This window comes from Tepidamorphus sp. 3E244 (assembly GCF_046159835.1).
GTDB lineage: Bacteria > Pseudomonadota > Alphaproteobacteria > Rhizobiales > Tepidamorphaceae > JACKJK01.
Map to the genome: position 1 here is coordinate 373,038 of NZ_JBJXCY010000002.1, position 25,898 is coordinate 398,935.

Annotated in this window: 22 protein-coding genes; 6 read left to right on the forward strand and 16 right to left on the reverse strand. The window is 64.8% G+C overall.

Annotation, left to right across the window (positions count from 1 at the left end; translation table 11 throughout):
* Positions 1–8 precede the first annotated feature (8 nt).
* The 5 genes from ACKTEK_RS10595 to ACKTEK_RS10615 all read right to left on the reverse strand — a co-directional run bounded on the left by ACKTEK_RS10595 (position 9) and on the right by ACKTEK_RS10615 (position 5,396).
* A complete protein-coding gene (locus tag ACKTEK_RS10595; RefSeq protein ID WP_409165259.1) occupies positions 9–1,793 on the reverse strand; it encodes an SLC13 family permease in 1,785 nt (594 codons plus the stop codon).
* Positions 1,794–1,929: 136 nt separating this feature from the next.
* The gene (locus ACKTEK_RS10600; protein WP_409165260.1) at positions 1,930–2,568 is read right to left on the reverse strand and encodes a ferric reductase-like transmembrane domain-containing protein; all 639 of its coding nucleotides are present in this window, start codon (positions 2,566–2,568) and stop codon (positions 1,930–1,932) included.
* Between the two features lie 5 nt (positions 2,569–2,573).
* On the reverse strand, positions 2,574–3,095 hold the full coding sequence (locus ACKTEK_RS10605) for a twin-arginine translocation pathway signal (protein ID WP_409165261.1): 522 nt from the start codon (positions 3,093–3,095) through the stop codon (positions 2,574–2,576).
* Positions 3,096–3,240: 145 nt separating this feature from the next.
* Entirely contained in the window at positions 3,241–4,566 is a 1,326-nt protein-coding gene (chrA, locus tag ACKTEK_RS10610; protein WP_409165262.1) for a chromate efflux transporter, read from the reverse strand.
* Positions 4,563–5,396, reverse strand: coding sequence for a chromate resistance protein ChrB domain-containing protein (locus ACKTEK_RS10615; RefSeq protein WP_409165263.1), 834 nt, complete (start codon positions 5,394–5,396; stop codon positions 4,563–4,565). The genes chrA and ACKTEK_RS10615 overlap by 4 nt, the downstream gene beginning before the upstream one ends.
* Before the next feature lie 200 nt (positions 5,397–5,596).
* Between ACKTEK_RS10615 and ACKTEK_RS10620 the strand changes: the two genes are divergently transcribed.
* Complete coding sequence (locus ACKTEK_RS10620; protein WP_409165264.1) at positions 5,597–7,372, forward strand: adenylate/guanylate cyclase domain-containing protein; 1,776 nt, start codon at positions 5,597–5,599, stop codon at positions 7,370–7,372.
* On the opposite strand, the gene ACKTEK_RS10625 is transcribed toward ACKTEK_RS10620, so the two are convergent.
* Together ACKTEK_RS10625 and ACKTEK_RS10630 are read right to left on the reverse strand one after the other, a co-directional pair.
* Complete coding sequence (locus tag ACKTEK_RS10625) at positions 7,369–8,037, reverse strand: extensin family protein (RefSeq protein ID WP_409165265.1); 669 nt, start codon at positions 8,035–8,037, stop codon at positions 7,369–7,371. The two genes, ACKTEK_RS10620 and ACKTEK_RS10625, sit on opposite strands and share 4 nt — an antisense overlap.
* A 101-nt stretch (positions 8,038–8,138) precedes the next feature.
* A complete protein-coding gene (locus ACKTEK_RS10630) occupies positions 8,139–9,386 on the reverse strand; it encodes an ornithine decarboxylase (RefSeq protein ID WP_409165266.1) in 1,248 nt (415 codons plus the stop codon).
* Positions 9,387–9,817: 431 nt separating this feature from the next.
* Between ACKTEK_RS10630 and ACKTEK_RS10635 the strand changes: the two genes are divergently transcribed.
* Positions 9,818–11,092 (forward strand): amidase, encoded by a 1,275-nt coding sequence (locus ACKTEK_RS10635; protein ID WP_409165267.1) that lies wholly within the window; start codon positions 9,818–9,820, stop codon positions 11,090–11,092.
* 491 nt (positions 11,093–11,583) lie between these two features.
* On the opposite strand, the gene metF is transcribed toward ACKTEK_RS10635, so the two are convergent.
* The 7 genes from metF to ettA all read right to left on the reverse strand — a co-directional run bounded on the left by metF (position 11,584) and on the right by ettA (position 17,787).
* Positions 11,584–12,504 carry a methylenetetrahydrofolate reductase [NAD(P)H] gene (gene metF, locus ACKTEK_RS10640; protein WP_409165268.1) on the reverse strand — a complete coding sequence of 307 codons (921 nt, stop codon included), beginning with the start codon at positions 12,502–12,504 and terminating at the stop codon, positions 11,584–11,586.
* Positions 12,501–13,538, reverse strand: coding sequence for an ArsR/SmtB family transcription factor (locus ACKTEK_RS10645; protein WP_409165269.1), 1,038 nt, complete (start codon positions 13,536–13,538; stop codon positions 12,501–12,503). Before ACKTEK_RS10645 ends, metF begins: the two co-directional genes overlap by 4 nt.
* Positions 13,539–13,595: 57 nt before the next feature.
* Positions 13,596–14,243, reverse strand: coding sequence for a DNA-3-methyladenine glycosylase I (locus tag ACKTEK_RS10650; protein WP_409165270.1), 648 nt, complete (start codon positions 14,241–14,243; stop codon positions 13,596–13,598).
* Positions 14,228–14,725: a hypothetical protein gene (locus tag ACKTEK_RS10655; RefSeq protein WP_409165271.1), complete on the reverse strand. Its 498-nt coding sequence runs from the start codon at positions 14,723–14,725 to the stop codon at positions 14,228–14,230. The genes ACKTEK_RS10650 and ACKTEK_RS10655 overlap by 16 nt, the downstream gene beginning before the upstream one ends.
* Before the next feature lie 501 nt (positions 14,726–15,226).
* Positions 15,227–15,850, reverse strand: coding sequence for an MOSC domain-containing protein (locus ACKTEK_RS10660; RefSeq protein WP_409165272.1), 624 nt, complete (start codon positions 15,848–15,850; stop codon positions 15,227–15,229).
* A 33-nt stretch (positions 15,851–15,883) separates the two neighbouring features.
* Complete coding sequence (locus tag ACKTEK_RS10665; protein ID WP_409165273.1) at positions 15,884–16,123, reverse strand: DUF2798 domain-containing protein; 240 nt, start codon at positions 16,121–16,123, stop codon at positions 15,884–15,886.
* Between the two features lie 14 nt (positions 16,124–16,137).
* The gene (ettA, locus tag ACKTEK_RS10670; protein ID WP_409165274.1) at positions 16,138–17,787 is read right to left on the reverse strand and encodes an energy-dependent translational throttle protein EttA; all 1,650 of its coding nucleotides are present in this window, start codon (positions 17,785–17,787) and stop codon (positions 16,138–16,140) included.
* Between the two features lie 191 nt (positions 17,788–17,978).
* Here ettA and ACKTEK_RS10675 point away from each other — a divergent pair, with 191 nt between their 5' ends.
* From ACKTEK_RS10675 to ACKTEK_RS10685, 3 genes are all read left to right on the forward strand, one after another.
* A complete protein-coding gene (locus ACKTEK_RS10675) occupies positions 17,979–20,447 on the forward strand; it encodes a TIR domain-containing protein (RefSeq protein WP_409165275.1) in 2,469 nt (822 codons plus the stop codon).
* A gap of 91 nt (positions 20,448–20,538) precedes the next feature.
* Positions 20,539–22,803: a TIR domain-containing protein gene (locus ACKTEK_RS10680; protein ID WP_409165276.1), complete on the forward strand. Its 2,265-nt coding sequence runs from the start codon at positions 20,539–20,541 to the stop codon at positions 22,801–22,803.
* Between the two features lie 80 nt (positions 22,804–22,883).
* Positions 22,884–23,498, forward strand: coding sequence for a TerB family tellurite resistance protein (locus ACKTEK_RS10685; protein ID WP_409165277.1), 615 nt, complete (start codon positions 22,884–22,886; stop codon positions 23,496–23,498).
* Positions 23,499–23,573: 75 nt separating this feature from the next.
* Here ACKTEK_RS10685 and ACKTEK_RS10690 read toward each other — a convergent pair whose 3' ends face one another.
* Positions 23,574–23,900 carry a BA14K family protein gene (locus ACKTEK_RS10690; protein WP_409165278.1) on the reverse strand — a complete coding sequence of 109 codons (327 nt, stop codon included), beginning with the start codon at positions 23,898–23,900 and terminating at the stop codon, positions 23,574–23,576.
* Positions 23,901–24,176: 276 nt separating this feature from the next.
* Positions 24,177–24,506: a BA14K family protein gene (locus ACKTEK_RS10695; RefSeq protein WP_409165279.1), complete on the reverse strand. Its 330-nt coding sequence runs from the start codon at positions 24,504–24,506 to the stop codon at positions 24,177–24,179.
* Between the two features lie 319 nt (positions 24,507–24,825).
* On the opposite strand from ACKTEK_RS10695, the gene ACKTEK_RS10700 reads away from it, so the two are divergent.
* Positions 24,826–25,854, forward strand: coding sequence for a TAXI family TRAP transporter solute-binding subunit (locus tag ACKTEK_RS10700; RefSeq protein ID WP_409165280.1), 1,029 nt, complete (start codon positions 24,826–24,828; stop codon positions 25,852–25,854).
* The last annotated feature ends 44 nt before the right edge of the window (positions 25,855–25,898 follow it).

A 25,898-nucleotide genomic window follows, 5' to 3' on the forward strand; every position in this document is an offset into this window, starting at 1 on the left:
ACCGCGCCTCACAGCGGGAAGAACCAGCTGATCGCGAAGACCGAGGCCAGTCCGACGATAACGTTCATCGGGATGCCGATCTTCAAGAAGTCCGTGAAGCGGTAGTTGCCCGCGCCATAGACCAGCGTGTTGGTCTGGTAGCCAATTGGGGTGGCGAAGCTGGCGCTCGCGGCAAACATCACGGCAACCGCGAAGGGCCGCGGATCTACTCCGATTTGCGTTGCAAGCGAGATGACGACGGGGGTCAGCACGACGGCCACTGCGTTGTTGGTGACGATCTCGGTCAGCACCGACGCGATGAAATAGACCACCAGCAGCGTGACGAAGGGCGGCATGCCCTGGAAGTACGGTGCGATTGCCGTCACCAGCAGTTCCACCGCGCCCGTCGCCTGCAGCCCGGCCCCGATGATGAGCATCGAGAAGATCAGCACAAGAATCGATCCGTCGATGGACTGCCACGCCTCGTCGCTGTCGATGCAGCGCGTCAGCAGGATCAGCGCAACGCCGACCAGCGCCAGCAATCCGACGGGCATCACATCAAGGGCGGCGAGTGCAACGATGCCGATGAGCACGCCAACGGCCAACGGCGCGTGGTGACGGCGATAGGCGCGCGCCACCGGTTGGGTGATCGAAACCACGTCGCCGGACCGCGCCAGCTCTTCGAACCCTTCGGACGTCCCTTCCAGCAGCAGCTTGTCGGACGGGCGCAGCCGCACGCTCGACAGGTCCGATCCCGCGATGTGGTTGGCACGGTGCGCACCGAGCACCCGAACCCCGGCACGACGTCCAAGCGCGAGGTCGGCGATGCGCGTGCCGGTGTGGTTGCGTGACGGGGTGACGATCGCCTCCGCGATGCGCAGGTCGGCTTCCGGGTCCGGCTCCATGACCTGTCGCAGGCCGACACGCAATCCGGGAATCTCGGCTAGCGTCAGCAGTTCCGACGTTGTCGCCAGTACGATCAGCACGTCGCCCTTGGCAAGCACCCGTTCGTCCAGTTCGCTGCGCTCGATGACGCCGCCGCGCCGCACGCCGGTGACGCGCAGTCCCGGCTGCTGGAATTCAGACAGTTCGCCCAGAGGCTGGTCCACGCCCTTGAAAGACGGGCGCACCAGAACCTCCGACAGGTAGTCGCTGTCGCCGTTGTCGGTGCCCACACCTTCCTGCCGGCGGTCGGGCAGCAGAAAGCGTCCGAGCAGCAGCAAGGTCAGCCCGCCGACCACCACGGTAAAGATGCCGACCGGCGCGATCTCGAAGATCGAGAAGGCCTCGAGCCCGTTCTGCCGGGCGATACCGTCGACGAGGATGTTGGTCGACGTGCCGATCAGCGTGCAAGTACCGCCGAGGATGGAGAGATAGGAGAGCGGGATCAGCATCCGCGTCGGCGCGATGTCGAGGTTCTGCGCCAGCTTGATGATGATGGGGATGAGAACCAGCACCACCGGCGTGTTGTTCATGAATGCCGAGGCGGTGATCGTCGCCAGCAGGAAGACTGACACCGCGAGAACCGGGCGGTTGGTCGCCTGCTCCACGATGAAGTTCGCCAACGCATCCAGCAGGCCGGTGCGCACCAGCGCGCCGGAGACGACAAACATCGCGCCGATGGTGATCGGGGCCGGGTTGGAGAACGAGGCCATGACCTCCTCGCTCGGGATCAGTCCGAGAACGATGAAGAGCGCTGCGGCGCCTGCCGCCACCACCTCCGGCGGGTAGCGTTCCCATGCGAATGCGACGAAGAGGATTGCGAGAATGCCCAGCGCGATGATGGGCGCGTGCGACCCGACGATGTCTGCCACCGACGAACTCCCCCGGCCAAGTGCCGATGCCTTGAGTCACGCCGCAAAGGTCGACGCATCGATGAACGGGAATCCGTGACCAAGGTTCCGGGTCGGCCATGGCGTATTTTTCAGGTTGCTTCGGTGATCCGGCCCGTCAGCGACGGGCGGGCTGTCGACGCCGTGTCGGGACGGCCCAACGGCGCAGATCGAGCACCGCCCTGGCCATTGCCGCGATGACGGCAGCACAGATCACCGCCTTGGAAATGGTGCCCATCGTGCCCTGGATCAGCCAGGCATGGATGACACTGCCGACCGCGATGATAATCGCGAAAGCCGTATGCGCGAGCCGCCAGATACCGGGGCGGATCCGCAGCCGTTGGCGCAGTGCCGCGAGCGCGGCGGCAGCGAACACCGCCCACATGGCGATGACGCCCCATGCGGAGAACGGCGTCGGCGAGGTGAAGGTCAGCGCGTCGATGACGTCAGGCGGGCTGGTGATCCAGAGCCCCGCGACATGCACAAAGACGGCAGTCACGAGGCCTGCGCCGACGAAACGATGAACGCGCCGCCCCTTGAGCAGCGGCAGGCCGGGAAGATACCCACCGGCAAGAAGCGGCTGGACGAGTACGAGCGAGATGGCGACAACGCCCGCAAGGCTGGCCGCGATATAGACAGGCTGCCGCCACGCCATCAGCGGGCTGGCCGCCGCGATGACGAACGGCACGCCGATGACAAGCGCCAGCGCGGCCCAGATCAGCAGGCCGCGCCATCGACTGCCGGACGATATCTCCACGATGCTCAGGCGGGCTGAAGGACGAAGTCCGCGTGCAGCGTCGTTTCGCTGGCACTGGACATGACCGGGCGAAGGAAAACGGTCTCAAACGTTCCCCCGCCAAACGCTTCGTCCTGTTCGGCGTCATATGCCAGATGACCGTGCGGCTGGCCGAAGGTCGGAACGATCTGCGGCATGTCCATCTGGAAGGTGCCGTCCGCAGCCGTCAGCGTCGCGCCGTGGCTGCGCTGGTCGCGCTCGTTGCCCTCGGTCGTGTGGGCCCAGATCTGGATGCGCATGCCGGGAAGCGGCGCGCCATCGCCAGCACGGCGCACGGTGCCCGTCATCATGAAGCCGCCACCACCGATGCGCTCCATGACCGGCGCGCCGGGATGGTAGTTGTTGGCACCGCCGCGCATGGTCGGGGTGGGCGCTAGTCCGGCTGCCTGCGCGGGCAGCAGCAGGCCGGTGCGGGCCGTGAGCAGCGCACCGACAGCAGTCGCGCCTGTGGCGAGGACATGTCGGCGTGTCTTGAGCGTGCGGTTCATTTCACTTGTCCTGTCGGTCGGTCGCCGGATGCACTTGAGTGGCATCGGCGCTCGCAATCATGCTGTTCGATATGCACCGATAAATATGGCGCGCAGCCGGCATGTAAGCCCGGACTCACGGCTTCGTGATTGCGTTTCGCCCCTGTCAGGCAAGGCCCGACAGCTTTACCACGACACCGGCCACCCCGCAGACCAGCAACGTGACCGCCATGCCGGTGCGCAGCCAGAAGACGAGCACGAAGGCGAATACCGAAAGCGCCAGCATCCACACATTGAGGCTTGAAAGGTCCGGCCACGACATGTCGACAGGCCCGGCCTCCATCGTGCCGACGCGGGCGAACAGCGCGTGGACCGCGAACCAGACGGCAAGGTTCAGGACCACGCCGACCACGGCGGCGGTGATCGCGGACAGTGCCGCCGACAGGCGTTGGTTGGCGCGCAGTCGCTCCATGTACGGCGCGCCGAGGAATATCCACAGGAAGCAGGGAATGAACGTGACCCACGTGGTGAGGAATGCGCCAAGCACCGCCCCGCCGACAGGAGGCAACGCCCCGGCATCGCGGAAGCCAGCCAGCGACCCGACGAAGGTCAGCACCAGCACCAGCGGACCCGGCGTGGTCTCGGCAAGCGCCAGCCCGTCCAGCATCTCGCCGGGGTTGAGCCAGGCGTAGGTTTCCACCGCCTGCTGCGCCACGTAGGCAAGCACGGCATAGGCACCGCCGAAGGTGACCACCGCCATCTTCGACATGAAGGCCGACAGCGGCACGAAGACGCTGTCGAAGCCGAGCGCCAGCCCCGCCAGCAGGACGGGAGCAGCCCACAGCGCGCCGAACAGGACGATCAACCGCACGCCGCGCGCGAAGCTTGGTTGCACGGGGGATGCCTGCTCATCCTCGTCCACCGGCTTTTTCGGAAACAGGTCCGACAGGAAGAACCCGATAAGCGCCGCCGCCAGAACAATGAGCGGGAACGGCACCGAGAAGACGTAGATGGCGATGAAGGCCGCCCCGGCCAGAAGCCACGACAGCGGGATCTTCAGCGCGCGCGAGGCAATCTTCATCAGCGCCTGCACGACAATCGCCAGAACCGCAGCCTTCAGCCCGAAGAACAGTACGGGAATGAAGGCGGTGTCCTGAAACAGCGCGTAGGCGAGCGCCAGCGCGAGGATCACGAAGAAGCCGGGGATAATGAACAGCGCGCCCGCCGCGATGCCGCCGCGCCAGCCATGCAGCAGCCAGCCGACATAAGTCGCAAGCTGCATCGCTTCCGGCCCGGGCAGCAGCATGCAGAAGTTGAGCGCATGCAGGAATCGCGGCTCGGAAATCCAGCGCTTCTCGTCCACCACCACCCGGTGCATGAGCGCGATCTGTCCCGCCGGTCCGCCGAAGGATAGCAGACCGATCTTCGCCCAGGCCGCGAGCGCCTCGGAGAAGCTCGGGGCGGGAACGCTCCGTTGTGTCGTGTCGGTCATGCGCCTGCCGCCTTGGATGGCCAGTTGTGCGTTTCACCGCGACCATCGCGGCACCACAGGTAGAGCGCATCATACAACGCCAACCCGCTTTCCGTCTGTTCGATATCGTCGTGAAACCTGTGCGACAGGCCGAGTGAAAACGCCAGCAGCCCGGCTGCTTCCGGTACCGTCTCCAGCCGTGCGGTGTCTGCACCGCGCACGATACGGGCGAGACAACGCAGCGCCGGCGTCGTGAGAGCGAACGCATCGATCATCGTGTCGAAGGTGGAGCCCTCGCCGCGACGGCTGAAGGCCACGTTCTCTATGTCGAAGGGCGTTGCGCCGAACCGTTCGGCGACGCCGAGCACCTCTTCGGGCGCAACGAAGAGGACGACAGCATGCGGGTCGACAAACCTGCGGATCAGCCAGGGACAAGCCACGCCGTCGATCTTCGGCCGGGCCCGCGTGACCCACAGCGTTGATCCATCGGCCCGGGGCGGCGGAACGATGCCGGCCGGGACCATCGGCAGGTCAGCCGCCGCCCAGCCGACCCGCCCGCCCTGCAGCGTGCATGCCGGAATGCCGCGATGCCGCAGATGCGCGGCGACGCCCTCGCTCAGCTTCTTTCCCTTGTGGCAGGCAACGACCACGCGGCGGCCTCCCGGATCATGGATGTGGCCGTCCGCAGCGTCCGCGAAAGGAATGGTAATGCTGGAGGGGATCCGTCGCGGGTCCTCGGCGAAATCGTCTGGCAAGCAGACGTCGATCACCAGAGGGGCATGTCCCGTCCCGATCAATCGGAACAGGTCATCGGCAGAAATGGATGTGGAGGTCGGCAGAACCTCAGGCATGCGACCGCATCTCCCGTCAATCAGGAGCCTGCGCGATGCTTGGGCATAAAGCCTGTGTTGGGGAGACCGCGTCGATCCCCGCACCGCCATCGTCGAGCCGATTGCATGCCCGTGTCAATAACGGTCGGCGCGCGAAACCGTGAAGCACCTGACTGTCTTGCTGCTACCCGCCGGCAAACCCTTGCGCTAGTGTCCCGCCAATGGACGCAGCAAGCCCAACCACCACGCCCCCTCAACGCATAAGGCGTTGGTTTTCCGGCATCTCGAAACAGCGCCTGCGCATCGCAACCGGGCTGGTGCTGTTTGCCTTTGTCGCCACGCATCTGGCCAACCACGCGCTCGGTCTCGTCTCCATCGCGACGATGGAAGAGGTACGCGACGTGCGCATCTGGTTCACGCGCTCGTGGCTCGGCACCGGCATCCTGCTGGCCTCCGCGCTCATCCACATGGTGCTCGGCATCACCAAGTTCCTGCAGCGGCAGACATGGCGCATCCGCTTCGGCGAGTTGCTGCAACTGGCCTTCGGCCTGCTGATCCCGCTGCTGCTGTTTCGCCACGTCATCGGCACGCGCATCGTTCACGAGCTCTACGGCGTCGATGACGACTACATCTACGCGCTCTTCGCCATGTGGCCGGGGGAAGCGTTGCGGCAGGCGCTGCTGATCCTGCTCGTCTGGGTGCACGGCATCATTGGGATGCACGTCTGGCTGCGGATGAAGCCGTGGTACCCGCGCTGGCAACCGGTGCTGGGCATGTCGGCGGCCATGCTTCCGGTGCTGTCCTTCGCGGGCTTTGCGGTCGGCGGGCGCGAGGTGCGCCAGCACTACACGTTCTCATCACCCATGACGCAGGCGAACGTCGCCGACGCCTACGTGCTGATGGACGTGGCGCTGTGGAGCTACGCAGGCCTGCTGCTGGCGCTCGTCGCCTTCCGCATGGCGCGCGACTGGTACGGGCGCTTCCATCCGCGTGTGCGCATTTCCTATGTCGACGGTCCGACGGTCACCTGCCACCACGGCCCGACATTGCTGGAAATGAGCCACGCCTACGGCATCCCCCACGCCTCCATCTGCGGCGGGCGCGGGCGCTGCTCCACTTGCCGCGTGCGCATCGTCGAGGGCGCGGATTCCCTGCCCCCGCCCGGCGAGACGGAGGCCCGCGTGCTGCGCCGCGTTGGCGCTGCGGGCAACGTGCGCCTCGCCTGTCAGCTTCGCCCGGCGAGCGACCTGACAGTCGCGCCCTTGCTGCCGGCTCAGCGCGCGCTCGTTGACGAGGCAGCCCGGCCAGATGCGTTCCGCTGGGGCGTGGAGCGCAACGTCACCATCATGTTCACCGACATTCGCGGCTTCACCAAGCTAACCGAGCACAGCCTCGCCTACGACATCGTCTTTATCCTCAACATGTATCTCGGGCGCATGAGCGAGGCGGTGATCGATGAGGGCGGCTATGTCGACAAGTTCATGGGCGACGGGTTGATGGCGATCTTCGGCATGAATGGCGAGCCCGGCAGTGGCGCATTGGAGGCCCTGAAGGCGGCGCGCGCCATGAGCGGCATTCTGGAAGGCCTGAACCATTCGCTGAGCGGCCAGCTCGACGAGCCCTTGCGCATCGGCATCGGGCTCGACACCGGTCCTGCCGTGCTGGGCCGCATCGGCGCTGCCCGCAACCACGACGCGGGCAACCGCATTTCAGCGCTCGGCGACACGGTGAACACCGCCAGCCGCGTGGAATCTGCAAGCAAGGAACTCGCCGCACAGCTCGTCTTCACCGAGGCGACACGCCAGGCAGCTGGATTGACCGTGGGAGACGAGCACGCACGCGAGGTGTCGTTGCGCGGCAAGGCGGAGCCAGTGCGCGTCTATTCCTTCGAACGGGCATTGAAGCTGGCATTGCCCGGCGACGACGCCGCAGCGCGCAAGGCCGACAAGGTCCCGAAACGGAAGAAATCCCGAAAGCCGACGGAAACCGCGACCTAGCGGCAGACCTTGCCAAGTCCGTCCTTGCCGTATCGGGCGAGGTCGAAATGGAAATGGTCGCGGTGGGCGGCATTGGTGTCCGGCCCCAGCGTCGTGGAGAAGTGGTTGCAGGCGTCGCCATAGACGGCGCGCAGGAACTCGCGCTCGCGCGAACCGCCTTTCCAGTCATTCTTCACGTTGATGCGCGTTCCATCGGCAAGTCGGAAGCCGGAAATGTCGATGGCGTTTGCAAAGCCATGTTCGGACAGCTTGCCGCCACGCCGGTTGTTGCGCGGGCGGCAGGAATAGGTGCCGTAATTGTCAACGGCGACAACATCCTGCCCGAAGTAGCGGCGCGCCGCCGGCAGCACGCTCAGGCGCACCCAGTCGTCGATTGCCGGAACCATCGGGCAACGCACCAGTGCGGCAGGCTTCATCTCAACGATGCCGAACCCGGCATGGGTCACCTTCACCGGGCGGATAGAGCCGCACGACTTCGGCCCGTCGAGTTCCGGCTCCATGGTGCCGTAGGCCGTGGTGTAGGAAAGCCCCGCCCGCAGGCAGGCAAGCTCGGTGTCCTTGCGCCATGGCGCGTAGGTGTCCACGAAATGGACCCCCGGCCCGGAACAGGCGGTGACCATCAGTGCGGTGAGCACGACGACGAACTTGCGGAGAACTGGCTGCATCATGAAACCAGCATTTGTACCGGACGCACTAACCGCGCGTTAACGACGCTCCAGAGCGCGGCAACACCCGCAATCCGTCTTTCGACATGGTGAATGCGTGATTAAGACCGGTCAAATTCCGGCAGGTCCTGCGGGCTGTCGCCCATCGTCTCGATGGTCGCGTATCCGCGTTCGCCCGGTGGCTCCTCGAACGGCGTCTCGATCTCGACGAAGGTGTCGGGATAGAAGCCGTTGAAACGGCTGCGCAGCGACAGCGAGTAAGCGCCGATATGGCCGATCTCGATCCAGTCGCCGGTGTCGATGGTGTCGGGCAGGTGGAAGGGGCGCGACAGGATATCGACGCTGTCGCAGGTCGCGCCGCAGACCCGGAATGGCACCAGTTCATCCTTGCCGTGGCGGCGCTTGCGCGCCGGGTCCGGAAGGAACCGCGCCGGCAGCGTGATCTTGCCGGTCCACGAATCCGACAGCGACGACCAGATGCCGTCATTGATGTAGATGCGCCGCCCCTTGCGCAGCAGCACGCGCACGATGACCGACAGGCAGCGCGCGACGATGACGCGACCGGGTTCTGCGATCAGCGGCACGTCGGAAAAGCCCGCCGCGTCCACAGCCTTCAGGATGCGCCGCATCATGGTCTCGATCTCGGGGATGGCCGAGCGGCGGTTGCCTTCGTCGCGATAGGGCGCGGGAAATCCACCGCCGATATCCAGCGCGGCCAGTTCGACGCCCGCATCCTTGCGCACCTGCGCCGCCACGCCCAGCGCGTCGCGGTAGCTCTCGATATCCGCCACCTGGCTGCCAACATGGAAGCACAGGCCTGTCTGGAAACCGATGTTGGAAATGCGCTGGACGAGTTCGGCGGCGTGGCCCGGTGCCGCGCCGAACTTCTTCGACAATTCGTAGGCCGCATGCCCCTTCGTTGCCAGCCGCACGAAGACGGTGATCGTCGCCGGGTCGATATCCAGCGCGCGCACGATCCGCAGGACCTTGGCAACCTCGTCTTCGTGATCGAGCGCAATGGCCCGGATCCGGTAGTCCTCCAGCGCCAGCCGGATATCCGACTGCGCCTTGACCGGATGCATGTAGAGAAGCTCGGCGTCTCGCTTGGCCGTGCGGGCCGCGGCGAACTCCGCGGGCGATGCCACGTCGAATGCCTCAATGCCGGCTTCCGCGAGGCAATCCAGCAGGAACTGCTCGCCATTGGTCTTCACGGCGTAGGCCGTGCGGCCCGGAAAGGCCTTCAGGAACCGCTGCGCATCCTGTTTCAGGACGGCGGGCCGGAACCCGTAGACGGGCACATCGGGCCGCAAATCGTCGACCGCGTCCCGAGCATTCGCATATCGCTGCATGAAGTGAGTCTATCCCGTGGCATGGGCCGCAATTCGATCGCGGCCATTCAGGCTTTCAGGCGGCCCGGCAATGGGTGACGCCGAGCGCCCAATGTGGCGCCTCGTTCAGCGGACAAGGCTGGCAGCAAAGCCCGACCGGACCGTTTCCCGCTGCGCGCTTTTCTACGAAATGGTCTCCGGGATTGAAACAACAACCCCGCAAGAACCATACCCGCAGTTTGCGGACATTCGACATGTCAAATGATAAGACAGGAAAAGAATGATATATATGCACTTCACTATGTTCTGACACTTCAGGGCACCGGGTCTATCGCCATGTCAAAACCCGTGACGTAATGCCCGCTGGAGTAAGATTTTGCGCACGGTAACGTCCGGTTGCGCCTGTATGCATGACCTCTGGCCCTCGCCCGGCCGCTTTGACGGAGACTGACTTGGTTACGACGACCGCACCTGATTCGCTCGCGGCCCCGATTTCCGGGCTGGAAAAGCTGGAAGCCATCAAGCTCGGTAACCAGTGTCCGCACGAGGCATTCGCCGAATTCGCCGAAAATCACGCGGCGAAGGAAGATGCACTCAAGTGCTTCGTGGAGGCGGACTTCAGAACCACCGGCCATCGCACCGACGGCCCATTGATGGGTCTGCCCGTCGGCATCAAGGACATCATCGACACAGCGGACTTCCCGACCCGCCACGGCTCGCCGATCTACCAGGACAACCAGACACTGGCGGACGCCCCTTGCGTGACCATGACGCGCAATGCCGGCGGCGCTGTCGTCGGCAAGACGGTCACCACGGAATTCGCCTATTTCACGCCGCGCGGCACGAAAAACCCCTGGAACCAGGACTACTCGCCGGGTGGCTCCTCGTCGGGTTCCGCGGCCGGGGTTGCCTCCGGGATGCTGGCCTTCGCCATCGGCACGCAGACGGGAGGCTCGGTCGTGCGCCCGGCATCCTATTGCGGCATCAGCGGCTACAAGCCGACCTTCGGCCTCATCCCCTCTCACGGCGTGAAGCCGTTTTCGTCCTCGCTGGATACGGTCGGCGTCTTCGGCGCCACGGCGGCTGACTGTGCGTTCTTCGCCGGCCAGCTGTGCGGCCGCCCGCTCGACGTGCCATCGGAGGTGAAGCCGCCGGTCTACGGCGTCTGCCGAACCTCGCAATGGGAACATGCCTGTGCGGAGATGCAGGATGCCATCGACCTCGCGGTCGAGCGCGCCACTGCAGCCGGTGCGCGCGTCGTGGAACGCGACCTGCCGTCGATCTTTGCCCGCGCCGCGGATGCCCACGCCATCATCCAGAACTACGAGGCCGTTCGCCTGCTCGCTTGGGAGTGGATGAACCGCCGCGATGAGCTCAGCCCGAAGCTGGTGGAGACGCTCGAAGAGGGCGAAGGCATTTCCGCCGAGGGCTACGATGCCGCCCGCCGCGTGGCCAAAGCCGCACGGCTTGCGCTGATGACGGCTATGGCCGACATCGACGTCCTGCTGACGCCCAGTGCGGCCAGCATCGCGCCGAAGGACCTCAACAGCACCGGTTCGCCCACGTTCAACAAGCTGTGGACGCTGATGGGCGTGCCCTGCGTGAATGTGCCGGGGATATTTTCCAGCGAAGCCTTGCCGCTCGGCGTGCAGGTTGTCGGACCCGCCTTGGGCGACCGCCAGACGCTTGCCGCCGCACAGTTTTTGCAGAACGCGCTGGCCGCCTGAGCCGTCGAGCCTGCCCCTGCGTGCAGTCCACAGTTTGCTGCAGCGCAAGAACAAAACTTGTTGGGAAAGGCTTAACTCGCGGGTAAACTCGTTAATGCGCGCGACAAGAGTCCGGCCTTTAGAGCCGACCGGGGCTGCGCCCACAGGAGGCCCATATGAGAACCGGCAAGACCCTGAACATGATGTTCCTGACCGCCGCGTTCGCGATTGTTGCAGCATTCGCGGTTGGCGCCTTGTAAGCGCATCGCATGAACGGCATGTGACGCCCGGGGAGCGGCTCCGAGTGCCACGCGCCGATCTGCAACAGACCTCTTCATCTCCGCGGCCCTGCCGACGGAACACGATACCCTCATTTCCATCGACGGAACAGACGAGCGCGAACAGCGCTGTGCGCTTCCGCTCGCGTCTCACGAATCACACAGGCGTCATGCACCCGCCGTTCTGACGTCATGTTCAGTCTCGTGAGGTCGTATGAGCGCTCGGCGGACCTGTCAGCCGTTGCCGGCGCTTGCGAGTTGTTCCCCGCCACCCTGCCCCGCCGACGCCGGCGGCGTGGTGACGCGGCTCGGCAGTCGACCCAGCATCCGGCAGCAGGCAATCGTCAGCGGTGCCTGGTTCAGCGTGTAGAAGTGGAACTCCTCGACACCGTTGGCCGACAAGTCGTCCACCTGTTCCGCCGCGACGGCTGCCGCCACGAGGCGGTGCATCTCCGACTTCGGGTCCAGCCCGTCGAACTTGTCGGCCACCCGTTGCGGGATCGTTGACTGGCAACGCGCCGCGAACTTGGAAACCTGCGGAAACGCACCGATGGGCAACACGCCCGGCACGAGATTGATGTCGATGCCGCGCGCCGCGACACGGTCGCGGAAGCGGTAGAAATAGTCATTGTCGAAGAAGAACTGCGTGATGGCGCGATTCGCCCCGGCGTCGGCCTTGGCGGCCAGCACATCGAGATCGGTCTCGAAATCCGGCGAATGCGGGTGCTTCTCCGGGTAGGCCGAAACGGAGATATCAAATTCGCCGATCTCGCGAATGCCGCGGATGAGGTCCGCCGTCGAGCCGTAGCCCTCCGGATGCGGCACGTAGGCCTCTTCCGGCCCGCCGGGCATGTCACCGCGCAACGCAACGACGTGATGCACGTCGAGCTCGCGGTAGGCCTTCACCACCGCATCGATTTCCGAACGCGGCGCCCCGACGCAGGTCAGGTGCCCGCCGGCGGTGAGCCGCGACTCGCCGGTCAGCCACTTCAACGTTTCCAGAGTCGCGGGCCGCGACGAGCCGCCCGCGCCATAGGTGACGGACACGAAGGCCGGGTTGTAGTCGGCCAGTTCCTTCATCGCCGGACGCAGCGTCTTCCACGCCTTGTCGTCACGCGGGGGAAAAATCTCGAACGAAATGGATGACGCACTCACGGGCGAACCTCTCCGCCGGCCACCTGGCCGGTCCACAATCCAACGCTCAGCCTGCGGTCGGGCGAGCGCGCGGGCGCACCGATGGATACCGAGCCGGTCAGCTTGCCGCCGGCCTCCGAGATCCAGCCGGAAAGCTGCGCGGTCGAGAAACCGAGGCGGCGATGCGCCTGCTCGGTGCGCAGGAATTCCAGCTCGTGCGGTTTGAAATCCACGATCATCAGCATGCCGCCGGGCACGAGGATGTCTATCGCACCGCGAATGGCGGCTGCCGGATCGTCCAGGAAATGTAGCACCTGGTGCATGACGACGAAATCCGCACCGCGCAATTCCGATCCAAGATCGAGCATGTCACCGCGCCGCACCTGCGCTGCCGAAAGGCCGGCCCGGTCCAGCCGGTTGCGTGCATAGGCCAGCATATCCGGCGACTGGTCGATGCCGATGGCGCGGCGGTACTTGCGTGAAAACAGCTCCAGCATCCGCGCGGTGCCGGTGCCAAGATCAACCATCAGGTCCATGCTCGCCGGCGCCAGCGCCAGCATCGCGGCCTCGATCTCTGCATCGTCGGCATGCAGCGAACGGATCGAATCCCATTCGGCCGCGTGCTCTGCGAAATACTCCGCCGCCACCTGGCCGTTTGAAGAACGCACCGTGTCGAGACGCACGCGGTCCCGCGCGATGACAGGGTCGTTCGCATCGAGTCGGGAAACCAGCGAGCGCGCCAGCGAACCGCCCTGCCCGTCAGACAGCCGGAAAAACGCCCATGTACCTTCCCGGTGCCTTTCGATGAGACCGGCTTCCAGCAGCAGCTTGAGATGCCGGCTGATGCGCGGCTGGCTCTGGCTGAGAATGTCCGTCAGGTCCTTGACGCTGCGCTCGCCCGCTGCCAGCAACGACAGGATGCGCAGGCGCGTTTCCTCGCCCGCCGCCTTCAGCGTCTGGGTCAGGTTCGTCAGTGAACCGTCCTGCGCGATGAGCACGGTCGCGAGAACCGGCTCGTTCAGGGGCGCATCGGACAAGTCGTCGGCAAAAGCCATGGGCATGCTCCAGCATGGAATATGCCTATATAAAGATATCGTTATGTTTAAATCAAGTTACCGTTTCGTCGGACGCTTGAAAGCCGCGCGCGCGGCCTCGCAATCATCGCGGACGCAGCATCCCTCGATGTGATCGTTGACCATCCCCATGGCCTGCATGAGGGCATACATGGTCGTCGGCCCCACGAACCGGAACCCGCGCTTTTTCAACGCCTTGCTCATGGCGACAGAGGCCGGGGCCGTCGGGTTCGCCATCAATGTCGCCTTGTCGACGCGCTTGGGGCGGTCCGCATCTGATGGTTCGTACTGCCACAGAAACGCGGCAAACGATCCGTACTCGTCGAGAACACCGCGCGCCACCTGCGCATTGTTGATCGCCGCTTCGATTTTGCCGCGATGGCGCACGATTCCCGCATCATCCAGCAGCCGCGCCATGTCTGTCTCATCAAACGCCGCAACCTTTGAGATGTCGAAGCCTGCGAAGGCCTTTCGGAAATTCTCGCGCTTGCGCAGGATTGTCAGCCACGAAAGGCCGGACTGGAAACCTTCGAGACACATCTTCTCGAACAGCCGCGTGTCGTCACCGACCGGATAGCCCCACTCGCTGTCGTGGTAGGCGAGATAGTCCGGCAGGTTGCCGTGCCAGAAGCACCGCGCCTTGCCATCCGGGCCTTCGATCAGTCCCTCGTTCAGTCCGCTTCCCACGGCAATTTCCCCTCGCCCGCTTTCAGGCTGCACCGGCTCATCGGCACGATCCGTACCCGGTAGGTATCCTTGTAGGCCGTCGACTTCCAGATCATCGACAGTTGGTCCCCGTCAAGCGTGATGCGGATCGTGTACTGGCGCGCCCAGTCCGGATTGGGTCCGGACGTGCAGTTTGCAAGGTATTCGCCTTGTCTCGTCCGCAGGTCGAGTGGCTCGATATCGATCAGCTTGCAGGATTCGCTGCCATGGTGGATCCAGCCCGTCTCGAAATAGTACGGGTTTGGTACCCGGTTGCGAGGTGGCTCGCTCAAGCTGTTCAGATACGGGCCGATGCAAGCGTGATCACTGCCCCACGCAACCGTTCCAGGCCTCACGTAGATGTCGCGCAGCTGGAAGCGACCGTTCAGATCGGTTTGCGCAGCGGATGGCGTCGCCGTCATGACGGCCAAGAGAACTGAAAGAGCGCTGCGCACCAACTTCATGGACGCGTCCCCTGCAGCAAGCATCGCCGCAGCGGCCCGATCCTGACGGGCTTGCTGTCACCGCCTTCTGCGAGCGGTGTCCACAACATGGTTAGCTCGCGCTCGGCTTCGCTCAGGACGAGGCTGAGCCGCCGCGGCGCGCCTTCCTCGTCCCGACCGCAGACCGCGTCGTAGGTGCCAGAAAGGCTATCCCCACGATCAGCGCGCGTCAGATGACACAGAGCCCCCTCGGGCGACCACAGGACATGGGCGTCAATATAGAACGGCCACGGCACATATCGGCGCGGCAGGTAGTCCGGATCGCCGACATATATGCAGCTGTACTGCTCACCCCACCAGGCCGCATAGGCCGGGGTCGCGCCTAAAAGCACGCAAAGAAGGGCGAACGCGAGACGCGCAGATCGGCCTGCCTGAACTGAAAACCGCGCAACCATGCACGGCACAAGATCAGCTCAATCCGGCGTCAGCATGGCCTCGGCGGGGCAAGACTCCGGCGCGATATCAGCGATAGAGCCACTGTTCGGGCAGACGAATCTTGATGGCTTCGCCGGGCTTCACCGTGCCGGGCTTCTCCACCCAGGCGAGCAACCCGCGCAGCCGCTTGGCGACCTTCGGAAACAGCAGGCCCAGCCCGTCACGGTCGGGATAGCGCTTGGCCACCGCACCGCCGGCGAGGCGGCAGGGCGCGTTCTGCCCGTCGATCTTCAGCGTGACGCCACCTTCGAAAAACATCAGCGTGCCGGGCGGCAGCATCGAAAGTCGCTCGACGCCGGATATCACCATGTTCGCGCCGATCCAGCGCGGGTTCACCTGCTCGATGCCCATGCCCGCCGCGATGCGGTCGAGTTCATCGCCGGCAACCAGCGTCAGCTGGCGCTCGTTGCGCATCTCGGTCCCGCGCTTGTACCACGGCTCGCGTGCGCCGGATGGCCGCGTGATGCCCGCGTGGCGGTCGCTCGGAATGCCCTCGTAGGTCAGGTCGAGCTGGTCGACGCTGCCGGTCTCGAATCCGTCCGCAAGCGCGGCATAGACCGCCTCAAGACGGCCCTCGATGTTGCGGGCCGGCAGGATGTCGAGTTCCTCGTAGTCGCTGATCGCCTCGGTGGGACTTGCGGCCAGTGTCATTGCGCCATTCCTCGCGTTGCAAAGGTCGGACGGTCAGGTTTCGCGCGGACCGTCGATGAGCCGGATGATGCGCTCGGTCACGTAGCGCGCCGGTGCCTGCGCAAGCAGGGTCGCGACGACGGCCGGCGGAAACGCGAACGCCCATGCGCTCATCCAGCGCGAAAGGAAGTCCGGCGGCAACCCGATATTTGTCGCCGTCACGATTCCCGACATCAGGAAGCTCATGATGAACGCCATCACGATGGGAAAAATAAGTCGCGCCTTGCCGGTCATGGCTTGTTTCTTCGCTACCTTGTCAGCCGCTTGTACTTGATGCGCTTGGGGATCAGCGAATCCGCGCCCAGACGGCGCTTCTTGTCTTCCTCGTAGGCCTCGAAGTTGCCCTCGAACCACTCCACGTGGCTGTCGCCTTCGAAAGCAAGGATATGCGTGGCGAGGCGGTCGAGGAACATCCGGTCGTGGCTGATGACCAGCACGCAGCCGGCGAAATCCTCCAGCGCGTCTTCCAAGGCTGCCAGCGTCTCGGTGTCGAGGTCGTTGGTCGGCTCATCGAGCAGCAGGACGTTGGCGCCGGACTTCAGCATCTTGGCGAGGTGGACGCGGTTGCGCTCACCCCCCGAAAGCCCGCCGACCTTCTTCTGCTGGTCGCCGCCCTTGAAGTTGAAGGCGCTGGTATAGGCGCGGCTGTTCACGTCCTTCTTGCCAAGCCAGATGACTTCGTCACCGCCGGAGATTTCCTCCCAGACGGTCTTGCCGGCTTCCAGCGTGTCGCGTGACTGGTCGACATATCCAAGCTGCACCGTGTCGCCGAGGCGAACCGACCCCTCGTCCGGCTCTTCCTGGCCCGTCAGCATGCGGAACAGCGTCGTCTTGCCCGCGCCGTTCGGCCCGATGATGCCGACGATGCCGCCGGGCGGCAGCTTGAACTCAAGGTCGTCGATCAGCAGCTTGTCGCCGTAGCTCTTCTTCAGGTCCTTCACCTCGATCACGACATCACCGAGGCGCTCGCCCGGCGGGATGATGATCTGGGCGGTGCCCGGTGCGCGCTCCTGGTTGCGCTTCAGCAGTTCGTCATAGGCGTTGAGGCGCGCCTTGGACTTGGCCTGCCGGGCGCGCGGGCTCTGGGAAATCCACTCGCGTTCGCGCTCGATGGCGCGCTGGCGCGAGGCTTCCTCGCGGCCTTCCTGCTGCATGCGCTTGGCCTTCTGCTCGAGATAGGCCGAGTAATTGCCCTCGTAGGGGATGCCGCGGCCACGGTCGAGTTCGAGAATCCAGCCCGTCACGTTATCGAGGAAGTAGCGATCGTGGGTGATGATGAGCACGGCGCCGGGGAACTCGCGCAGGTGGTTTTCAAGCCACGCGACGGTTTCGGCATCGAGATGGTTGGTCGGTTCGTCGAGCAGCAGCAGGTCGGGCTGCGACAGCAGCAGCTTGCACAGCGCGACGCGGCGGCGCTCACCGCCCGACAGGTTGTCGACGGGCGAATCCGCCGGCGGGCAGCGCAGCGCGTCCATTGCCTGCTCCACCTTGCTGTCGAGGTCCCACAGGTTCTGCGCGTCGATCACGTCCTGCAGCTTGGCGGCCTTCTCCGCGTTCTCGTCGGAGTAGTCCATCATCAGCTCGTTGTACTGGTCGAGGATCGCCTGTTGCTCGGCGACGCCTTCCATGACGTTGCCGCGCACGTCCTTGGTTTCGTCGAGCTGCGGCTCCTGCGGCAGATAGCCGACCTTGGCACCATCCGCGACCCACGCCTCGCCGTTATATTCCTTGTCGAGGCCGGCCATGATCTTCAGCAGCGTCGACTTGCCCGCGCCGTTCGGCCCCAGCACGCCGATCTTGGCGTCGGGGTAGAAGGACAGGTGGACGTTCTCGAGGATCTTCTTGTTGCCGTAGGCCTTGGTCAGGCCGGACATGTGATAGATGAACTGGCGTGCCATGCCGCGCGTGCCTCTTGAGCTTTGATTGGGGGTGCGGCGGCCTGCGCGCCGCCTTTCAATGCGTTGCACGCGATGTAGCGTTTCGCGGCGGCGAAAACAATCAGCCCCCGCCGAACTTGTCCCCGAAATGACCTTCTGCGCGGCGCATGACCCCCATCCCGCCGCCACAATCACCGTGATATGAAGGGCGCATGGCTGACGCAGCGGCAATGAAGGTCTTCATCTCCTATTCGCGCAAGGATCGCGAATTCGTCGCACGCGTGGTCGATGCGCTGGAGGCCGAGGACGGCATCGAGGTCTTCCGCGACACCGACGACATTCTCCCCACCGAGGAATGGCAGGACCGGCTCGAACAACTCGTGCGCGAGGCCGATACCATCGTCTTCGCGCTCAGCCCGCACTCGGCAAAATCCGAAGTCTGCCGCTGGGAGGTGGACCTCGCTGAAAGCCTGAACAAGCGCTTCGCGCCCATCGTCATCCGCGATGTGGAAGGCGAAGCGATCCCGCCCGCGCTGGCCAAGCTCAACTACATCTTCTTCACGACAGATGCCGAGTTCGACCGGTCCATCGGCAATCTCGTCGCGGCGCTGAACACCGATATCGACTGGATCCGCGAACACACCCGCCTCGCCAACGTGGCGCGCCGCTGGGACCTGCGCGGCCGACCTGCGATCAACACCTTGCGCGGCAGCGACCTGAAGTCCGCGGAAGAATGGATCGCGACCCACCCCGGCAACGCGCCGCAGCCGACCGACCTGCACCACGCCTTCATCCAGGCGAGCCGCGCAGCCGCCACCAAACGCCAGCGCATGACCGTTGGCGGGTCGCTGGCCGCAGCAGTCATCGCCATCGCGCTGGCGGGCTACGCGCTCGTGCAGCAGCGGGTGGCAACCGCAGAACGCGACCGCGCCGTGATCGCGGAAGGACTGGCGGAGACCCGGGCCGTTGCCGAGCGCAAGGCGCGCGACGAGGCGGAAACCGCCCTGCGCACCGCGACCGACAGCGCCAACCGCATGGTGTTCAAGCTTGCCGAGCGCTTCCGCGATTCCTCCGTGCCCGGGCGGGTGATCCAGCAGATTCTCGACGAGGCCCGCACGCTGCAGGACGAACTCTCCGCGAACTTCCCCGATGACCCGGAGCTTCAGCGCAGCCGTGCCTTCGCGCTGATCCAGCTTGGCGACGTCTACCGCAACCTCGATGATCTCGCGAAGGCGGAAGCAGCCTATGGCGAGGCGCTGGACACGTCGCGCAACGTGGCACGCCTTGATGACGCCAAGACCATCTGGAAGCGCGACGTGCTGCTTGGTCTCAACCGGCTCGGCGACGTGCGCCTCCGCGAAGGCGATACGGTCGCCGCCGAAGTCTTTTTCGCCGAGGCGCTGGAGATTGCCCGCAACGTTTCGCAGGCGAACCCCGATAGCGGCCTTTATCAGCGCGACGTGTCCATCGGGCTGGAAAAGCTGGGTAACCTGCGGCGCGAGGCTGGCGATTATTCCGGCGCGCTGAAACGCTACGAGGAAAGCATCGCGCTGGGCCGCGCGCTGGCGCAGGCGAATGCCGACACCGCGGACTTCCGCTATGACCTGACCGTGACGCTCGACAAGGTTGGCCGGATGAAGCTGGAGACCGGCGACCGGCAAGGCGCGCTGGCAAGCTTCACCGAGGAAGAAGCGCTTGCGCGCGAACTGTCCGCAAGCGACCCGGACAATACCACGTACCGGCGCGCGCTCGTCATCGCGCTCAACAATCTGGGACGCGCCAGCCAGCTTTCCGGCGACCTTGCAGCATCGCGCGACGCGCACACCGAGAGCCTGGAACTGATGCGCACCGTCGCGGCGACCGACCCGGACAACACCGAGTGGCAGCGCGATATCTCGATGGGCCTTCATCGCCTCGGCGACGTGCACATGGAACGCGGCGACGTGGCGGCTGCCCGTGATGCCTACACCCGGAGCCTGCGCACATCGCTGGACCTCGCATCCCGCGATCCATCCAATGCGCTTTGGCTCGACGACATTGCCATCGGCCACGAAAGGCTGGGTGACACCTTCCTCAAGACGGAAAGCCCCGGCGAGGCAGCCGCCTCGTTCCGCAAGGCGGAAAGCGCTCGGCGCCAGCTTCTGGAGCGCGACCCTGAAAACCCGCTCCTGTCGCGCCAGTTGTCCTACGTCCTCGACAAGCTCGGCAACGCGCGCGAACTGCAGAACGATCTTGCAGGCGCTGAACGCTCATTCACCGAAAGCGCAGCGTTGCGCCGCCGCCTGGTGGCGGAAAGCGCCGGTGACCCCGTATTGCGTCGGGAACTGTCGGACGCGCTGAACCGCGCCGCCGACATGCAGATGCGGCGCGAGGCTTTCGCCACCGCGCGTGCGACCTATCGCGACAGCCTCGCCATCCTGCGTGAACTGGTATCGCAAAAGCCCGAAGACGTCTCGCTGCAGACTTCCATCGCCTATCACCTGTTTTCCATCTACGTTTCGACCGAGGCACCGGCAGAAAAGCGCGCGCTGCTGGAAGACATGCTGGCCGTTCTGGAACCGCTGGAAACGGCGGGTATGATCCCGCCCGATTTCGCCAATTGGCCCGACCTTGCGCGCGGTGAATTGCAGGCTCTGCCGGTGACAGCAGCGACCCCGACGTCGAGCGAACCGGCTGATTGATCGCCCGGCCCGAATGTTGCCGCAGCGACAGGTTCAACATTAGTCTTCCCTGCCCACACGCAACGCCAATCCGAGAGACGTTCCCGACCGCATGAGTAGCAGTGCCGCAAAGACCAAGGTCTTCATTTCCTATTCGCGCCGTGACCGGGAATTTGTCTCCCGCCTGATCGATGCGCTGAAGGAGGTCGAGGACATCGAGGTATTCCGCGACACCGACGACATCCTCCCCACCGAGGAATGGCGCGGGCGGCTGGAACACCTCATCCGCACTTGCGACACCATCGTCTTTGCGCTCAGCCCGGATTCAGCAACCTCCAGCGTCTGCGCGTGGGAAGTGGAACTGGCCGAAACCCTGAACAAGCGCATCGCGCCCATCGTGATCCGCGATGTCGAGGGCACGGATATTCCCCCGTCCCTGTCGAAGCTCAACTACATCTTCTTCACCAACGACCGCGAGTTCGACCGATCCATTGGCAACCTCGTCGCGGCGTTGAATACCGATATCGGCTGGATCCGCGAACACACGCGGCTCGGCACGCAGGCGCGCCGGTGGGACATGCGCTCGCGCCCGGTTCTGAACCTCATGCGCGGCAACGACCTGACGGCGGCCGAAGACTGGCTCGCCTCCCATCCGCGAAACGCCCCGGACCCGACCGAACTGCACCACGCGTTTATCCAGGCGAGCCGCCGCGCCCACACCAAGCGCCAGCGCATCGTGCTGGGAAGCTCGGTCGCCGCAGCGGTGGTTGCCGTGGTTCTCGCGGGATTTGCGTTCGTGCAGCAGCAGGCGGCATTGCGCAGCGAACAACTGGCAACAGCCGAGCGCGACCGCGCCGAGGCGGCCCTGCGCACCGCGACGGACGGTGCCAACAGGCTGGTCTTCGGTCTGGCGCAGAAATTCAAGAACGCGCCGGTGCCCGGCCAGATCATCAAGTCGATCCTGGAAGAGGCCCACGGGCTGCAGGAAGCGCTTTCGGAGAATTTCCCCGATGATCCGCGCCTGCAGCAGAGCGAGGCTGCCGCACTTGTCGAACTTGGCGACATCTACACGCGCATCGGCAATCTCGGTGAGGCATCGGCGGCCTACGAGGAGAGCCTGAAGCTCGCCCGCGTTCTGGCAGCGCGCGATGCCGCCAACCTGCAATGGCAGCGCGATGTTTCTTACAGCCTGAGCAAGATCGGCGATGTGCGGCTCTACGCGGGCAACGCGCGCGATGCGCTGGCCGCCTACGAGGAGAGCCTCACCATCGCCCGCGCGATTGCGGCGAAGGACCCCGGCAAGACCCAGTGGCAGCAGGACGTCGCCGAATTGCTTGAAGCCCTCGGTGATTTGCATCTCTACGCCGCGGACACGCAGGCCGCGCTGGCAACGCTGACGGAGTCCCTCGACATTCGCCGGACGCTCGTCGACATCGAACCGGAAAACGAAGGCTGGCAGCGCGATGTCGCCGTCAGCCTCAACAAGATGGGCGACGTCCTGCGCCGGACCGGGGACGCGAAGGCGGCGCTCGCCTCCTACGACCGCAGTCTCGGCATTGCCGGCGCGCTGGCAGAGGCCAACCCGGACAACACCCGCTTCCAGCGCGACGTATCCTACAGCCACAACAAGATCGGTACCCTGATGCTCGCCTCCGGCGACAATGCGAGCGCGCTGGCCTCCTTCGAGGCAAGCTTGCGAATCGCCCGCCTGCTCTCCAACCGCGACAGCGAGAACACCCAGTGGCGGCGCGACGTGGCGTGGGTTCTGGAGGCCATCGGCGAAGTCCGACGCGATGGCGGCAGCCCGAAGGCGGCACTGATCGCATATGCCGAGAGCCTGAAAATTCGCCGCGCGCTGGCCGAGCGGGACCGCGGAAATTACCGCTGGCAACGCGACCTCGCCGTGAGCCTGACGGAAGCGGCCAACCTGCACCGTCTAGACAACGAGCCGGAGCCTGCGCGCGCAGCGCTGTCCGAGGCCGTCGCAATCGAGGAAGCGCTGGTCGCGCACAATCCTGGCAACGAGAAATGGCAGGGCGATCTGGCGGCGAGCCTCGCGGCGCTTGGCGAGGTGCAGCACGGCCTTGCAGACACGGAAGCGGCTTCAAAAAGCGTCACCCGCGCGCTTGAACTGCAGCGCAAGCTTGCAGAGGCCGAACCGCAGAACACGCAGGCGCGCATCGATCTGCTGGAAGCCCTCGTCCGGGTTGGCCGCTACGCAGAGAATGCGGACATGCGGCTGTCCGCGCTGGAAGAAGCGCGAGCAATCGCGGCGGACTGGGCCGGCGACGGGCCATTGGCGGGTGCGGGCGAGCAATGGGCAGAAATCGTGCGCGCGGAACTCGCCAGGCTGCCGGTTCGGAACGCAAGCCAGTGATAACCGTTGGGAATTCACGCAACCCGCGACTAGTATCTTCCTCGCGTAGCGGAAACTGACTGGAAACAGGCGAAACCACCATGGCCATCCTCGGACCGATGAACCGCATCAAGCCGCTGGATGAAGGCGACTTCTTCTGCCCCAAGTGCAATGACCAGACGAGCTATCAGGCCAAGGAAGTGCGCCGGTGGTTTTCGTTACTCAACGTACCGCTGCTGCCGATGGCCCACCCCGAGGGCGTGGTCGAGTGCACGATCTGCAACGGCACCTACGAACTCAACGTCCTCGACGCGACCCTCAATGACGACGAGGAGGCCTTCCTCGAAAACTTCGAGCAGGCGATCCTGCACGCCATGCTGCTGCTGATGATGTCGGATGGGCACATCGACGATGCGGAGGTCGAGGCCGTGATCGCGGTCTACGCCAAGCTGACCGACAAGCAGCTGACCAAGGACGAATTGCTGGCCGCCGCCGAACATGCCCACGAGGCCGGCCACAACCTCAGCGACTATCTCCAGTCTATCGCCGATGTCCTGAATGATGACGGCAAGCGATTGGTGATCCGCTCCATGGCGCTCGTCGCCAATGCCGATGGCAAGATGGACGAGGCCGAGCGCGACACAATCGTGGAGTGCGCCGGCGTCATCGGCCTTGCGCGCACCACCGCGCTGCAGATCCTCGACGATCCCTCCTGACGCAAGACGGGCCGGAAGCTGTCGCCACCGGCCCGACGAATTCAGTTCATGTTGCCCGCAATGCGGACCGTGCCCTTAGCGCCAGTAGGGCGAACGGCATTGGCGCACGTTGCCGGAATAGCTGACCCAGGTGTTGTCGTACGCGTCGTACGAGCGGTACTGGCTGTGGCACCAGTTCACGTGACGACGGGTGCGCCAGCTGCCGGACCGGTGGTGGTGGCGGCGGGCATAGTAGCGACGGTCGTAGTAGCCATCGTGATGGCGCGTGATCACGTGCCCGGCGATGCCGCCGATGATGAGGCCGGTCACGAGGCCGCCATCGGCTTTCGCCGGCGCGGGATTGGTGACGGCAAGGCCTGCGACGAGCGCACCGGCCATGGCGAGGGCGGTCAAGGTTTTCATGTCTGTCTCCCTTGGTTTTCTGCCGCGTTGAGGGGGATGTGCGGCAGTACGACAGGGGGAGCGTTCCCGCCCCCAGCGGTTCAAGTTTGTCCACCGAAATGCGGCGGTGCAGTGACGATATCGTGGCGGCAGCCACATTCCACAATGCGCGCCTCTGCCATCGTCGCCGGTCCGGTTAACGCCGCCTTAACGCCTCGCGCCCTCCAGACGCACGAAAGCCGGATGGCGGAACCACCCGGCTTTGCGTGTCAATGTTTGGCGGTTTCGCCGCCGGTGTTAGCCCCAGTAGGGCGAACGGCACTGGCGAACGTCGCCAGAATAGCTGACCCACGTGTTGGAACGCGCGTCATACGAACGGTAGCGGCTGTGGCACCAGTTCACGTGACGGCTGCCATGGCCACGGTGCGCGCGGGCACGGTAGTGGCGACGCTGACGGTAGTCGCGGTGGTGCTCGTTCAGGATGGCACCAGCGGCACCACCAATGATGAGACCGGTCACGAACTTGCCGCTGTCGGCCTTCGCCTCGGTCGGGGCAACTGCGATCGAGCCGGCGGAAAGTGCTGCGGCAAGACCGAAGACACCAAGTGCTTTCATGTACTTATTCATCACATACTCCTCTCGAACGCCGGCATTTGCCTTTTCGGCAGGCGTTCACTCGTGCGGCTGTCTTCGACTTGCCCGTCCGTTCAATTGTCGGCGGGAACACTCCCGGCCGGGCTGTTACAACCGCAGGGTCAATTCCAGTTCCCTGCTCGGGTACAACAACGGCTGAAGAGGGATGGGGTTCCCGATTGAATCCGGCGTTGAATCCATTGTCGGGTTGCATTGGTCGGGAACTGTGCGAACTTAAGCGCGCGCCCGCACGGGCCACGGAACCAAGGCTCCGTTACGAGAGCCAACCGCAAGCCAAGGGGAGACCTCTTTCATGACTGCAAATCGATTTGTGACGCGCGCTGCTGCCGCGATTGTCGGCGTGGCGATGGCTGCCGGCACCATGTCGGCGCCTGTACGCGCCCAGGAAGCGCAGGACTACCTGCTGGCCACCGCATCCACCGGCGGCACCTACTATCCGGTCGGCGTGGCGCTCGCCACGCTGGTCAAGGTCAAGCTGCAGCCCTCGCAGAAGATCAACATGTCGGCGATCAACTCCGCCGGGTCCGGCGAGAACGTGAAGCTGATCCGCGAGGACGAGGTTCAGTTCGCCATCCTGCAGGGCCTTTACGGCGCCTATGCCGCTAAAGGCACCGGCCCGCTGGAAGCCGATGGCCCGCAGGAGCACCTGCGCTCCATCACCATGCTGTGGCCCAACGTCGAGCACTTCATCGTGAAGAAGAGCGCCGCCACCACTGGCACCATCGACGATGTCATGGCGCTCAAGGGCAAGTCGGCAGCCCTCGGCAGCCAGAATTCCGGCACGCTCGGCTCCAATCGCACGATCCTCGGCAATCTCGGCCTCAACATCGAGGAAGACCTGAACCTGGTCTATGCCGGCTACGGCCCTTCGGCGGACGCCATGCAGAACGGCCAGGTCGATCTCGTCTCCACGCCCGCAGGCCCGCCGGTCGGCGCGGTCTCCAAGCTCTTCGCCACCATGGCCGATGACCTCGCCATTCTGGAATTCAACGATGAGCAGGTGAAGAAGGCCAACGGCGAGTTCGAAGAACTGTGGACCCCGTTCACCATCAAGGCCGGCACCTATCCGGGCATCGACAAGGACATCAAGACGATCGCCCAGCCGAACTTCCTTGGCGTGCGCGACAGCGTTCCGGAAGAGACGGTCTACCAGATCACCAAGACGATCTACGAGAACCTCACCTTCCTTCAGGGCATCCACAAGGCAACCGCCAACATGAGCCTTGAAGCCGCAATTGCCGGCCTGCCGGTGAAGCTTCACCCCGGCGCGATCCGCTATTACGAGGAAGCCGGCGTCACGATCCCCGACCGCCTGAAGTAAGCGGACGGAAACGCACGCAACGCGGACCGGCCTGGGCGCCGGTC